Source organism: Moorena sp. SIO3B2 (assembly GCF_010692525.1).
Classification (GTDB): Bacteria; Cyanobacteriota; Cyanobacteriia; order Cyanobacteriales; family Coleofasciculaceae; genus Moorena; species Moorena producens.
The window spans coordinates 1-13,664 of the sequence record NZ_JAAHHE010000170.1; the positions used below are offsets into that span (position 1 = coordinate 1).

Here is a 13,664-nt window from a genome sequence, read left to right on the forward strand (position 1 = left end):
TAGCAATCTTTTTGTTTGTTTAGGATTTTTTTGGATGTAGTTCCAAGTGTAGCTCATGGTTTTTGAGGTTGATAAAAGTGATTAATTTTATCTTATTTTACCATAAGTTTGTTTTTTGGAGAGGTCTATTGGTAGTTGAGGATTACCCATTACTGATTACGCTTACCCAACAATCTATAGACTATTTTGGAAGTGATTAACCGCACTTGAACTAATAGATCAGTTCAGATCATTTATGTAAAGCTGTATCGGTTTCTTCAGCTAAACGTGAGATGCTCTTTGTGCCGTGTGTTTCACATTTAACTAGATTTTACGTGCATTTCTGCTGAAACTATTCGAGCAGAGGTCGCTGTCATCAGTAACCTAGAAGCAATTCTTTGCAAACGTAACGATTCACTCGTTTGCCTATAAGCCTTAGGGTTGCTTTGCCAGTAAACTGTGAACCTCTCTATCCTAATTTAGCATGTTACAAAGAAAATCGACACCGCTTATCCTACCAGAGGAAAATAAATTTCCAGACTGTCTGACGATGGAGCTTAAAGTTGAGCCAGTCTCGACAGGGATTTTTTCATCTCGCGATAGAGAGCAATTAAAGCTATACCTGACTATTCAATTTAATGAACAGTGGCTGCAGATGCTATTGGGTCGAGTTAGGTTCGGACTCAAAGGTGGAGAACTCAGGCTAAGGCTAAAAAATGGCAAGATACCTTTGGAAGCTCGTAACTTCAGTGGCTCATTTGAGCCTGCTGTTGAAAAACAGAGGAAGCAGCAAGAGAGTAAGGAAAATCACAGTAAAGTCGAGGCTTCTTGGGATAAAAATCAACCTGGAGTTAAAGCTAACCATGGTGAAAAGAATACAGGAGGGACAACAGATGGGTTTCAGTTCATTGACTATCAGATCACAACGAAGGGGTCAGAGGAAACTCCAGCTTGGGTTTTTGAGGTAAAAACGGGTCAACCCGTGTTTAAAGGATTACTCAAGGAAGTCGAGCTGGGAACAATAGATGTAATGGCAAAGCCGTGCTACATAGAAGCTACCTTTGAAGTTTTTAAACCAGATGTTCATGTGACTGGAGCTGAAGGGTTGTGGTCTCCCGAAATTAGTCGGGAAGAACGTGTAGTCTTAGATAGAAAGATTGCCTTACTGATTCTAGAGCACCAATTAAAACCTTATTTAAGTAAAGTGGTACTAAAGTATGACTAACGAACAATCTAAACCGGTGACTAACGAAAAATTCAACCAGGAGTTGGAAGAATTCATCAGAAGTGTTGAAGGCGCTAACACTACTAATTTTTCTCAACTGGCGGAGATAGCTGAACTAAATCTTTATGAAGACTTGGCTAGAGTTGACTTAAGCGGGGTTAACTTAGAAAACGTTAATCTGAATAATGCTGATTTAAGGGGAACGAATTTTAGGAATGCCAATCTAACTGGTGCTGATTTTAGGAATGCCAATCTAACCGGTGCTGACTTTAATGATGCTATTTTAGACAACGCTCAATTTGGTAATAATTCAGGGCTTACTGAGGATATTATATCTGCTCTCAAGGCTCAAGGGGCAATTTTTTTTGATGATTCTGAAGAATTCTTGCTTCCTACAGAAAAATTACATAATGTAGAAGCGCTCTGGAAGCAGGGTATCAAAAAAACTATTTTGATGATAGAGGAATTGAGTGATAAGGATGTAGAATGGATGATTGCTACAGGCAGCAAGAAAGAAATTATTGCTGATACTACGCTTATCGAAGAAGGGAAAGAGATTGATGCACTGTATATAGTGTTGGACGGACAGTTTACAGTTTCAGTTGGGGGCAGAGATATTGCTGAATTATCGGGAGGTGAAGTAGTAGGGGAAATGTCTTTTCTAAAACGAAGTTTACCTGCCGCTACTGTTACCGCTATAAATGACTCAGTAGTTTGGTCAATTTGTCGGCATAAGTTGCAGGAAAAGCTACAGCAAGATAAAGATTTTGCATCCCGTTTCTATAAAGCTACTTCTATTATTTTAGCTGATAGGTTACTCGGCCAATCTTATCAAAATCAATATTCCCAAATTCAGCCATTACCTAACTACTATTGCAGCCCTAAAAATCTTAATAATCAGGCTTATTTGAATCGTTATGATGCACAACAAAAATTATATTCTCTAATCAAAGGGATGTCGGACAAGTGCTTTAGTTAAACCCAACTATTTAGCACTTATCACATTTCTAAATTCGGTGAGGTACTTTTGTCCTAGGTGGCGCAGAAGTAGGGAGTAGGGAGTAGGGAGTAGGGAGTAGGGAGTAGGGATGGAGCGCTCCCCAGAAATTCTGGATTCTTATGATGACTTCAGCAATTCTGTCTACTGTCTACTCCTGAAAATAATTAGTTAAGACATAATTCGAGGGAGTGATAAAATCCTAAAAAGGGTGTTAGACAATCCTAGCATTAGAGAATGGGATTCGGCGTTCGCGCAGCGTGGCCTACGGCCACAGCCGAGGCTACGCGAACCCATGATTAATTTATTTCTATTTTATTGCCGCTAAAACTTTTGAATAGTCTATCATGGCAGCTAAAGGAATATTCATCATCACGTGAATAGTAGTCTTTAATCCAGGTTTGTAAAAATTCAAAATTCGCTTCTTGTTCTTTGGGAGTCTTATACTTATGGGGCTCCCATGGTCTGAGTCGATTGTTTTCTAGGCATTTTTTAACTCCAGGATTCAAAAATATCATCTCGGATGAATAGTTGGCGGCTGTTTCAATTAAACTACCGTAGCATCCTTCAATTATCCATCCAGGATTTTTTTGAATAAAGTCGATTAATAATCTCTCGCTTTCGGCATCTTCCCGTCTTACTCCTGGTAGATCGGGTATCCAAGTAATAGTATCTAGATCTAATATGGGTAAGCTTAACTCAACCTGCAATTTTAAGGCTAAGGTAGTTTTTCCCGCTCCAGAGTTGCCGAATATTAGTATCTTTCTCATGATAAATGAAATAGACAAAAGGTAAGCATATGCGCTACGGGCACGCTAAGGGAACAACCCTTAGCTATCAGCTATCAGGCGGGGAGCCTTGAGCACTAGAGTCTTGCTCAGGTAATTAGGATTGCTTTTTACTTTAAATCCGCTTCCCAAACACCAATGTAAATGCGATCGCTACCGTCTCGTTCAATCACACCCTGCAAGCGGTTATTATTACCACTGGAAAATTTATAGGTCTTAGACTCGCGCTGATATACATCTTTCAGCCCCTGTTTAATGTCAGTGGAGATGTTGTTACTGAGCAGCTTGTCTAAGGTCTGTGACATGATTTCTAGGTCAACGGATTGCGAAAAAGTAACTTCCGTTTGGCGCAGACGCCCAGAACTTCGATCAAACAAGTATCCTAGATCTACTTGATTGGGCACAACGTTTTTATAAAGGAAAGCGCGAGTCTTCCACATGCCGTTTGATTTTTTTGTGGGCTTGCCTAAAGCATATTCCACTGCTCTGCGCTGAGTTCCTGGGGGAAATTTGGGAATAGCCTTGAGCTGAGCAAGATTTTGGTTATTGGTATTGTTTTCTACGATGGGTGAAGGTTCGGTGATAGGTTTCCGTGTTGTTACTGGAACTGGTTTTACAGTAGTGTCTGGTTTGGATGGGGATGTTGGTGTTACCGGATCGGTTACCTTAGTTTCTGGTTTTGATATCGAGGGAGTAGTTACCGGATCAGTTACCTTAGTGTCTGGTTGTGATGGGTTTGATGGTGTGACCGGATCAGTTACGGCAGTTTCTGGTTGTGATGGGGATGATGGTGTGACCGGATCGGTTACGGTAGTCTCTGGTTGTGATGGGTTTGATGGTGTGACCGGATCGGTTACGGTAGTCTCTGGTTGTGATGGGTTTGATGGTGTGACCGGATCAGTTACGGTAGTCTCTGGTGTAGTTACTGGTGATGGATTATTGGTCTGGGACTGTGATGGGTATGATGGTGTTTCTGGTTTAGTTACTGGTGATTTGTCCTTGGTCTGGGACTGTGATGAAGATGAAATAGTCTCTGGTGATGGGTCTTTTGATGATACTTTTTTATCTTGCGATTCTTGAGAACTTGGCTTGTCTGGGTATGATGTTGATTTAGATTGATCATAGGATGGGACGGTCGTAGAGGGATTCAAGAACTTGTTGAATCCCGAACCAAATGCCACCACAATCAGTAATATACCGCCTCCGATTAAACCTCCCTTTAAAACTGCCTTGTAACTATCGTTTTGTTTTACAGTGACTGGTAATGGGCCTTTAATAGTGGACACTGAACCTTTATTGGCTGGTGGTGAGTCACCCGGGGAAATGGGGACTGTGGCTACCGTACCCTTGTTGGCTGTTGATGGGGCACCAGGAGAAATGGGGACTGTGGCTTCCGTAGGTGATGCAGGGTCAGATTGGAGAGCATCAAGCATTTGTCTGGCACTAATAAAGCGATCGCGTGGATGGAATCGAATCGCTTTGTCGAGCACTATTCCTAGGTTTGAATAAAGGGGTGGGGCATCTTGACGCCATAAAATCTCACCAGTCCTCTCATCTGTGTGGAATAGCTGTGGTATTTTACCCGTGAGCAACAAAATTGCTGTCAGCCCCAAACTGTATAGATCACTGCTATAGGTTGGGTGTCCTGCTGACTGTTCCGAAGACATATAGCCAGGAGTGCCAATTATAATTGATGCTGGGTGGGGGGTGCCAGAGTTGGTGACTACGGTACTCATTGCTTCTTTGACTGCACCAAAATCAATCAGAACTGGTACCCCATCTCGTTGGCGGATAATGATGTTATCTGGCTTAATGTCCCGATGAATGATACGGCGAGAGTGGACATACTCTAGAACCCTTAACAAACTAATTAGGAGTTCCCTAACTTCAATCTCAGTAAATTTTTTTCCCTGTCTAACCTGTGTTGTAAAGGTATTGCCTCGAATCCACTCTTGAACCAGGTAAAACTTTTCGGCTTCAGAGAAATAGGCATAAAGTCTCGGAATCTGGTCATGTCCTTCCCCTAAGGCTTCTAAAACAGCTGCTTCTCGTTGGAATCGCTCTTGGACGAGCTTGTAAGCTTTGGGATTATGGGCCAATGCCTTAAGTTGCTTAATCACACACCGCCGTCTTGAAGGCATATGGATATCTTCGGCGAGAAAGGTGTCACCGAACCCACCCGAACCTAGAGTCTCAAGGACACGGTAGCGATTGTTTAAGAGTTTTGGATTCATGACGGATTCAGGGACAATTCGGTTCGAAGTGTGGTCTTCATTCTAATGTTAAGCTGGTGTCCTATTCAATTGGATGGTTGAGCAATGAGTTATTGGTAATTATTCATTGCTCATTTGTCCATAACAGGAGACTGTGCTTCCTCAAAACCGACTCAGGACTGAAAACAGTTATTTGGCATTTTAGGGGGTGATTATATTAATCTATGCATAAAAGTCAATGATTATGATGAAATTAGTAATAATTCTTAATATTAACTGAACCCAACGTGGAAACAGATTTTACTCAACACAGTGCCAATACAGAAAAGCCTTGTGTTTTAGTGTGCCAACATAAGTCTTGTTTAGCAGCCGGTTCAGCTGAGGTGCTGGCTGCGTTCGAAGAAGCTGATCTTTCTGACTTTAGCGTGATTGGTACAACTTGCCAGGGACAGTGTAGTTCTGGTCCAACGGTGCGGATTGTTCCGGAGGAGACTTGGTATTGCCGAGTCAAACCACAAGATGTGCCGGTAATTGTGGAACAACATCTGCAAGGGGGTAAGTTAGTAAGGGCAAAACTTCATCCCCGCATCCATATGAGTTTTGGGTATTAGCTATTAGGTATAGCAGTTTTCAAGGGTTTTAGGGAGTCGGGAGTCGGGAGTCGGGAGTCGGGATGGACTGGCGCACTCAGGACTGATTCACTCAGGACTAATCTCGCAATACGTAGCCAACACCGCGCACGGTTTGGACTAGACGGCTTTCGTTGTTGGCTTCTAGCTTCAGGCGCAAGTAGCGAATGTAAACTTCTATGATATTAGAGTCACCCATAAAGTCATAACCCCAGACTCTTTCGAGGATTTGCTCTCGGGTAAGGACTTGTCGGGGATGGGCAAGGAGATATTCGAGTAGATCAAATTCTTTGACAGTCAGTTCAATTAATCGCTGACCTCGATAGACCTCACGGGTGCTATGGTTTAAACTTAAGTCGGCAAATTGCAGGATGTTGGGGTCTTCGGTTTGATTGCGTCGCAGATGAGCTCGGACCCTGGCTAATAATTCCTCTACGCTGAAGGGTTTGACTACGTAGTCATCAGCACCAGCATCTAAACCACTAACGCGATCGCTTACTTCATCTTTAGCGGTTAATAAGATAATCGGCACCTGATTACCAGTAGTGCGCAGGCGTCGGCAAATTTCTGGTCCTGATATGCCCGGTAGCATCCAGTCGAGTATTACTAAATCTGGATTAGATTCCCGCGCTGCTCCCAAACCAGCTAAGCCATCGTAGGCAACACTAACCTCATAACCTTCGTACTTCAGTTCCAGTTCAATAAACTGGGCTAGTTTGGTTTCATCTTCGACAACTAAAATATGGTGGGTCATAATAGCTTGATGGTGTCTAGGCCAAACAACTGTAAGTTTTCAGGACTAATACAGAAATAATAACGGCTCTAACAATTCATGATATCTTCCACAACAATAGTTTTATAGTATTTTGCTATGGATAAATTTGGGAGATAATCGGTGCGTAGACTAATCCTTCGTTTAGGAATTGCATTCATAGTAGGCTTGTTTGGGTTAATCAGCTACTTTACCAGTGTCTCTGAAAATCCAGTAACTGGGGAAAAGCAGCGCATCCAACTTTCCCCCCGTCAGGAAGTGGTGATTGGGTTACAAGCACGGGGACAAATGGCGGCTCAACACGGTGGTCTTTACCCAGATCAAGCCCTTCAAGGATATATTTCTCAGGTGGGAGAGGGGATTGTCAAAAAGTCGGCAGCCTCTGGTTCACCTTATCCCTTTGAGTTCTATTTGTTGAGTGACCCCCGCACTGTGAATGCCTTTGCTTTACCAGGGGGACAAATTTTTCTGACTCTAGCCATGCTCAGGCGACTCAATACAGAAGCGCAGCTGGCGGGGGTGTTGGGCCATGAGATTGGTCACGTAGTGGGACGACATGGTGCAGAACATCTGGCTAAGCAGAAACTTGGGGTAGCATTGGTTAATGCTGTTGGTATTGCTGCCAGTGATGATGCCCAAAGTGGTAGGCAAGCAGCACTACTTGCCCAAGCCATTAATCAAATGGTTAGCCTTAAGTATGGACGCGAGGATGAATTAGAAAGCGATCGCCTGGGTTTTCGGTTTATGACACAAGCGGGCTATAACCCTAGGGGAATCGTTGAACTGATGCAAGTCCTTAACTCAATTCGACAGGGTGGGCAACCACCGGAGTTTTTTAGTACTCACCCTAACCCTAGTAATCGGATTGAACAACTCCAGAGTCTGATTGCTAAAACTTACCCTAATGGTATTCCTCTTAATCTGCAAGAGGGTCGGGAGCGGTTTGCTCGGAATGTTAAGCGGTAACGGTAAGGAGTGTGGTGCTAGATTAAGCACCCTCAAGCTATACTGCTTTAGCAGTCGGTTTGACATCTCCTTAACTAAATTTTTATGGCAGTTAATCAAGACACACTTTGGGAGCGTTTCTTATCCCCGATCATCTTTAGCTTGATTGATCAAGAAAAGCTGCTACAGTTTAACGAAACTATGGATTGGGAAGCTGAGTGCGATCGCTTCCGTAACCCTGAGCTAATCTATCCTGACTATTACAGCACTCAGAATTTCCATGGTATTGAAGGGGGCTACTTGAATGGAAGTGCAGCCACAAGCTACGACCCAATTACCCAATATGCGTTGCCCCCTAATGAAACCTGGGTGCGTCAGGGGTTGATTGATAGTATAGTAGGGAAGCCACGACGAATTCTGGATTTGGGCTGCGGCACCGGTTCCACAACCTTGATGTTAAAGCAGAGGTTTCCTGATGCCCAGGTGATTGGTCTGGACTTGTCACCTTATATGCTGGTCATGGCTGACTACAAAGCTAACAAGGCTAATGTGGATATTCAGTGGCTTCATGGTATGGCTGAACAGACGGGTTTAGCTGATCAGTCTTTTGATCTAGTTACAGCATCACTGTTGTTTCACGAAACTCCACCTCAGGTAACTCAGTCGATTTTGCATGAATCCTTCCGACTGCTCCAAGGGGGAGGACAAGTTTTGATTCTAGACGGCAATCAGACTACGATCCGGGAGGCGAATTGGCTAACGGAAGTTTTTGAAGAACCCTATATCAAGGCTTACGCTAATGGTAGCGTTGATGCTTGGATGGGTGCAGCTAGTTTTGAAGCAGTGCGCACTACGCAATGGTGGTGGCTCCATCAAATAACTCAGGGTCTAAAACCTTTGCCAGTAGGTAAATCAGCTGTTTGGGAATCTCAATCTCAGGAGAGTTTTCCAGATGAAATTGCTTCACAAGGGGTGCCGGTTCCAGCGGTATAGTGCCTTTCTCAAGTAGTAAGCATTCACCGGTCAGCGCTCAGCGCTCAGCAGACTTAACTCAGATAAATTAATGGTTACCTGTTTTATTCAAAAGTCAAGTAGCGTCGCACAGGCTAGAAGCCTGTGAGGTAACGCATAAGCTGATAGCTGATACGCGACACGCTGATAGCTGACCTCAAGTAAGCACTTGGACACAATTAACGTTGACTGTTAAGATTAGTAAAGTTGACTGTTAATATCAGGGAATAGGCAAGGGGGAACGGGGAACAAAAAAGGGTTTATTAACGTTATTTTATTTATGTTTATCAACAAGATAAACATAATTTATCTCTAGGTACTTATGAGTTTGAAAGCAGTTCTGTTTGATTTTAACGGAGTAATAATCAATGATGAGCCGATTCACGAAAAACTAATTGAGGAAATTATTATTGGGGAAAATTTGCGTCCGGATTCCGAAGAGTTTCGACAGGTTTGTACAGGCAGAGGCGATCGCTCTTGTCTGCGAGAGTTACTTAAGCGTCGCGGTCGGGTGGTTACGGAGGATTACTTAAACCAGCTAATCACCCGCAAAGCTGCTGCCTATCAACGTCAGCTAGAAAGTATGGAAACCTTGCCCATTTATCCTGGTGTGGAGGATTTAATGGTTCAGATCCAGGGTGCTCAGATACCGATGGCTCTGGTGACTGGAGCACTGCGGAATGAGGCAGAAGTGGTGCTCCATCGCGCTGGTTTAGCTAACTATTTTAGTTTGATTGTTGCTGGTGATGATATTACTACTAGTAAACCAGAACCGGATGGCTATCTGCTAGCGGTAGAGCGGCTCAATCAAGCCTATGGTAACCTCAACTTGAAACCTGCAGAATGTCTAGTGATAGAAGATTCTTTGGCTGGAATTGAGGCGGCGAAGAGAGCTGGCATGCCAGTGGTAGGAGTGGCTAGTACCTATCCCCTTCATATGCTACAGCGTCACGCTAACTGGACTGTGGATTATTTGAATCAGCTGGAATTAGAACGAGTGCAGCAGGTCTCTTCTGGGGTATCACCTCAGCCAGTAGCAGAAATCTAGACCATACAAGGGCACAGGGATATTAGTCCCGGTGCTAGAATAAACATATAAATAAAAGTAATAAACCAAAGTACTAGGGGAATTGGCTCAGTTGGTAGAGCGCTGCGATCGCACCGCAGAGGTCAGGGGTTCGAATCCCCTATTCTCCATAGATAGCAGGTAAGCTATCAGCTATCAGTTTTCAGCCGTCAGCCGTCAGCCGTCAGCTTGGTGGCACAGGCTTAATGTTTGTGGCACAGGCTTTGACGCTGTGACATAACTCAGCATTATTCGAATGCTGACCTGTTTGATTCAAAAGCTGATAGCTGATCGCTGATAGCTGATAGCTGATAGCTTACATATTACCTATCCCTGAACTGGTTCAACCAATTGGTCAAATCCACTTCGGTTTCAAAATCCAACAAGGCTTCCCCTAAATCCTCAAACTGGGAAAAGGATAATTGCTCAATTTGATGCTGTAATTGGGGATTGAGCTGACCTAGGCGACGGTTAAGTAGACGGATAATTAAATTAAGCTCATTGCGCTTTCCTTGTTCTAATCCTTGTTCTAATCCTTGTTCTAATCCTTGTTCTAATCCTTGTTCTAATCCTTGTTCTAATCCTTGTTCTAATCCTTGTTCTAATCCTTGTTCTAATCCTTGTTTTAATCCTTGTTTTAATCCTTGTTCTAATCCTTGTTCTAATCCTTGTTCTAATCCTTGTTTTAATCCTTGACTAATAATGCGTTGATAAACCACCGACTCTTGCATCATATCCTCCCGAAAATAAGCTTGAATTAACTGCTCATCAAATTTCACCCCAGCCAACAGTTGCACGCAAGCAGACAGGTTACGCTGCTGTTGTCTATCTTCAATCATATCGATTTTGGCTGCTACCTGGGAGAGTAATGTTTCTGGGACTTCAGCTTGTGCTAACACTGCCAAGGGTAGTAACCCTGGCGTTGTCAGTAACGGTTGTGGATCACATTCCCAAATCCGAATCACTCGGTAGTGGAAGGATAGGTTCGGTTCGGTAAATTGATTCACAAATACTCCCGCTAATCGGGTTGGTTTCAGAAAAATTATTACCTGGTCAATCTTACAGCGATACTGGCGATACAACCTCACCCAATAATCAATCATCCGCAGGGGTAACGGAGGTTCAGATTGGGGTAGGGTTTGAAATTCTAGATGCAAAATAGCATCAGCAACTCGCACAAAAAACAAGGCATCTGCCCGAATTGGTTCTGTACTTAATTCGGTGTTGAGAATTTCTATATCTTCTGGTGGTTCCTGGTTCCACAACCAACGGGTAAAGGATTGGGGATATTGTTCCACCAAATATTTCAGGGTACTGTCGTAAGTCATAACACATAATAAAAACCGGAAGTTACAGGTTACAGGTTAGTTTAGATTACAGGTTAGTTTAGATTTAATTTCATGAAGGGTCAATTGGCTATAATAGTAGATTATGCTCGTCTATAGTAATCCTGCTCACTTAGGCAAGTGCCATCGCATCAGCCTCTGAGCCTCGTAAATATCTAAATCTAAAATACTTATCCAACATTCCGCCGGAACTCAGCAGGGGTGTGCCCGGTCCAACGCTTGAAGGCTCTGCGGAATGCACGATCTTCTGAGTAACCTAGCAAACACGATATGGCTTCGATACTGAGTCTGGGGTCACTGAGGAATTGTTGTGCGTTTGCTTGACGAGTTTGGTCTAACAATTGCCGAACGGTGATACCATGCTCTTGGGTCAAGCGTTGCAAAGCACGAAGACTCATGTTCATCTTTCGTGCTAGGGCTTCTGCACCATATTCAGAACGTTCAGCATTGTGAGCGATCGCATCACGGACTCTAGATAGTTCCGGAGAATCACTAGAACCTGCTAACCGTTCTCGCACCAGGTCTAGATGGCTCTGGATATAACGAAATAGATCCGGATCAGGCTGTTTGGTGGGTAGGTCTAGGGCCCCTTGACGAAAGACAAAGGCATTGTGGGATTGTTGAAAGCATACTGGGGTACCAAAGAACTCCTCATAAACCTGGATTGGTCCGAAGGGCAGGTGATTAAAGTCCACGCGCACAAGGAGATCATCCGCTCCCAGAATTTCCCGCATATAGCGCAACCCCAAAGCTAGTCCCACTTCAGCCGCGCAACCCCCATCCTCGGCATCCATGGGATGATGCATTTGTAAAATTCCCTCTGAGGAGGACTCAATCAGGGCGATGTGCAGTTGATCCGATAGCACAGACCGATACCGCACTAAGTTCTGCAATGCTTGTCTGAGATTTTCAGCATATCTAGCTCCATAGGCTAGTGTTCCAAAGTATGAGAAGGGAGTAGCACTGGCCATGTGGAGTGCGATCGCTTCTCCTGGGTAAGCCTTGGTCAGTAAGCGCCATACCGTTGGTACCAGGTGTTGAGACAGGTGGGCATCGGGATCGAGCAGATCGGTACGGGTTAGTCCTGTGGCGGCAGTGATCTGTTCCATGTCCACTCCCCGTGCCACTGCATAAGCTACGGTACTCGCCACCACGCTAGCTAGCATTTCGGGTTTGTGCAATCTGTCGCGAAATGTCCGTTTTGGTGCGCCCATTGTCCTTATCACACCTCTGTTAAAGATGGCAATTTGGTTATAGAAAGCTAGTAAGCATTCAGCTCTCAGCTCTCAGCCGTCAGCTTAAAACAAGCTATTCGACTGATCAGTTCAACGGACTCAAAGCCAAAGACTATAAATTCCTAGCTTGGGCGTTCCCGTAGCGTAGCCGAAAGGCCAGGGAACTGAGATTAAACGAATGCTTAGCTCTTTCATTCAAAAGCTGATAGTAGCACAGGCTTCGACGCTGGGAGTTAGCCCATTAGCTGTTCGCGTAGCGTGCGCGTAGCGCTTAAGCTGAATGCTTACTATTTCAAAACCATTATAGTGCCCCATGAGCTGCATTATTGGTTTGCCATTTTTAAGGCATTTGATGACAGGGTTGCACCTTTAAATTTAGTCAAGAAATTTTTCAGTAAAGCGAGATTAAAGGAGTAGAACAATGAGTGAATACAATGTAAACGATCGATTTGATGCCCAGGATCTCCTTAAGAAACCTGGTGAAGGAGAAAGGACAGCCACCGACATGATTATCATGGCCCGATCCAGAGACATGGGTGGTGATTTCTCAGTGATGCAGGGTGTGATCAATCCCGGTCACTTGCTGTCACCCCACAGCCATAAGTTTTGCGATCAACTGGTCTACGTGATCTCCAGTGAACTTGTGTTCGAGATTGGCGGTGCAGATGGACTAAGGTTCACAGCTCCTGCGGGAAGCTACGTCCAAAAGCCACGGGGCATTGTCCATGCTTTCTGGAACTCCACTGATACACCAGCTCATTACATCGAGCTATCAGGTCAGGAAACCTTTGAGGGGTTTGTTGACTCCTTGAAGGGGGGCGATCGCAAGGGTCTCGCGAACGCAGAGCGGGACTGGGGCATGGTTTTTGCTCTCGACGAAATTCCAAGGCTGATCAAGGATAACAACCTCACGGGCCTCGCCATGTCCGAGACTCCCGACTTACCCCATCTACCTAATCTTCCCGAACCAGTGGCAAAGCTGTTTAGCAATATGAAGTTGCGCTAGAAAATCTTGTAGGGTGGGCAAAAATTGTTTGGTTCTTTTGAGTTTTGTAGATAAAAGAACGTTGCCCACCCTACTTTAATGGCGTTGCTGAATCAAGGAATGAATACGCGATCATCTGGTTTTGGTCAAGCCCCCGTGGGTCCCCCAACTTTGCGGTGCGACCCAAGGGCGATTTACTCGCCCTAGGAGGCGCGCACCGGAAGGGACGCAAGAAAGTCTTATTCCCCCCAAGCGAGCAATCCCTCGCTTGGGGGGCTAGGGGGGCAAAACCATACCCAGAATCAGCAACGCCATTTTTTTTACTTGTAGGAATGGGGAGATAGGAAAATGGGTAGGTTGTTGAGAATTCTAGGGATAGCGATCGCATCGGCTTATTTTGCCTCGATGTTAGCACTTAGCAGTGCCACAGCAACCATCCCTACACCGCCATCTCCCTCCTTTGCAAGGAATTT

At 44.5% G+C, this 13,664-nt stretch carries 13 protein-coding genes and 1 tRNA gene; 8 read left to right on the top strand and 6 right to left on the bottom strand.

Features of this window, described 5'->3' with window-relative positions; all coding sequences use genetic code 11:
* Positions 1 to 463 precede the first annotated feature (463 nt).
* Together F6K38_RS25705 and F6K38_RS25710 are read left to right on the top strand one after the other, a co-directional pair.
* A complete protein-coding gene (locus F6K38_RS25705) occupies positions 464 to 1,204 on the top strand; it encodes a hypothetical protein (RefSeq protein WP_008188904.1) in 741 nt (246 codons plus the stop codon).
* The gene (locus F6K38_RS25710; RefSeq protein ID WP_008188905.1) at positions 1,197 to 2,183 is read left to right on the top strand and encodes a pentapeptide repeat-containing protein; all 987 of its coding nucleotides are present in this window, start codon (positions 1,197 to 1,199) and stop codon (positions 2,181 to 2,183) included. The genes F6K38_RS25705 and F6K38_RS25710 overlap by 8 nt, the downstream gene beginning before the upstream one ends.
* A gap of 317 nt (positions 2,184 to 2,500) precedes the next feature.
* Here the strand turns inward: F6K38_RS25710 and F6K38_RS25715 are convergent, their stop codons facing one another.
* Together F6K38_RS25715 and F6K38_RS25720 are read right to left on the bottom strand one after the other, a co-directional pair.
* Positions 2,501 to 2,971 carry a P-loop NTPase family protein gene (locus F6K38_RS25715; RefSeq protein ID WP_008188906.1) on the bottom strand — a complete coding sequence of 157 codons (471 nt, stop codon included), beginning with the start codon at positions 2,969 to 2,971 and terminating at the stop codon, positions 2,501 to 2,503.
* A 128-nt stretch (positions 2,972 to 3,099) separates the two neighbouring features.
* On the bottom strand, positions 3,100 to 5,223 hold the full coding sequence (locus F6K38_RS25720; protein WP_008188907.1) for a serine/threonine protein kinase: 2,124 nt from the start codon (positions 5,221 to 5,223) through the stop codon (positions 3,100 to 3,102).
* Between the two features lie 266 nt (positions 5,224 to 5,489).
* Here F6K38_RS25720 and F6K38_RS25725 point away from each other — a divergent pair, with 266 nt between their 5' ends.
* Complete coding sequence (locus tag F6K38_RS25725) at positions 5,490 to 5,813, top strand: (2Fe-2S) ferredoxin domain-containing protein (protein ID WP_083373839.1); 324 nt, start codon at positions 5,490 to 5,492, stop codon at positions 5,811 to 5,813.
* Positions 5,814 to 5,910: 97 nt separating this feature from the next.
* Here the strand turns inward: F6K38_RS25725 and F6K38_RS25730 are convergent, their stop codons facing one another.
* The gene (locus F6K38_RS25730; protein ID WP_008188917.1) at positions 5,911 to 6,585 is read right to left on the bottom strand and encodes a response regulator transcription factor; all 675 of its coding nucleotides are present in this window, start codon (positions 6,583 to 6,585) and stop codon (positions 5,911 to 5,913) included.
* Between the two features lie 141 nt (positions 6,586 to 6,726).
* Here F6K38_RS25730 and F6K38_RS25735 point away from each other — a divergent pair, with 141 nt between their 5' ends.
* From F6K38_RS25735 to F6K38_RS25750, 4 genes are all read left to right on the top strand, one after another.
* On the top strand, positions 6,727 to 7,569 hold the full coding sequence (locus F6K38_RS25735) for a M48 family metallopeptidase (protein ID WP_287264748.1): 843 nt from the start codon (positions 6,727 to 6,729) through the stop codon (positions 7,567 to 7,569).
* A gap of 84 nt (positions 7,570 to 7,653) precedes the next feature.
* On the top strand, positions 7,654 to 8,541 hold the full coding sequence (locus tag F6K38_RS25740) for a class I SAM-dependent methyltransferase (RefSeq protein ID WP_008188920.1): 888 nt from the start codon (positions 7,654 to 7,656) through the stop codon (positions 8,539 to 8,541).
* 340 nt (positions 8,542 to 8,881) lie between these two features.
* Positions 8,882 to 9,607, top strand: coding sequence for an HAD family hydrolase (locus F6K38_RS25745; protein ID WP_287264747.1), 726 nt, complete (start codon positions 8,882 to 8,884; stop codon positions 9,605 to 9,607).
* 76 nt (positions 9,608 to 9,683) lie between these two features.
* Positions 9,684 to 9,756: transfer RNA gene (locus tag F6K38_RS25750), tRNA-Ala, on the top strand.
* A 192-nt stretch (positions 9,757 to 9,948) separates the two neighbouring features.
* On the opposite strand, the gene F6K38_RS25755 is transcribed toward F6K38_RS25750, so the two are convergent.
* From F6K38_RS25755 to F6K38_RS25765, 3 genes are all read right to left on the bottom strand, one after another.
* The gene (locus F6K38_RS25755) at positions 9,949 to 10,953 is read right to left on the bottom strand and encodes a DUF4351 domain-containing protein (RefSeq protein ID WP_287357919.1); all 1,005 of its coding nucleotides are present in this window, start codon (positions 10,951 to 10,953) and stop codon (positions 9,949 to 9,951) included.
* A gap of 188 nt (positions 10,954 to 11,141) precedes the next feature.
* The gene (locus F6K38_RS25760) at positions 11,142 to 12,185 is read right to left on the bottom strand and encodes an AraC family transcriptional regulator (protein ID WP_071105442.1); all 1,044 of its coding nucleotides are present in this window, start codon (positions 12,183 to 12,185) and stop codon (positions 11,142 to 11,144) included.
* 216 nt (positions 12,186 to 12,401) lie between these two features.
* Positions 12,402 to 12,530 (bottom strand): hypothetical protein, encoded by a 129-nt coding sequence (locus F6K38_RS25765; RefSeq protein ID WP_287249646.1) that lies wholly within the window; start codon positions 12,528 to 12,530, stop codon positions 12,402 to 12,404.
* Between the two features lie 97 nt (positions 12,531 to 12,627).
* Between F6K38_RS25765 and F6K38_RS25770 the strand changes: the two genes are divergently transcribed.
* On the top strand, positions 12,628 to 13,212 hold the full coding sequence (locus F6K38_RS25770; RefSeq protein WP_008188930.1) for a cupin domain-containing protein: 585 nt from the start codon (positions 12,628 to 12,630) through the stop codon (positions 13,210 to 13,212).
* The last annotated feature ends 452 nt before the right edge of the window (positions 13,213 to 13,664 follow it).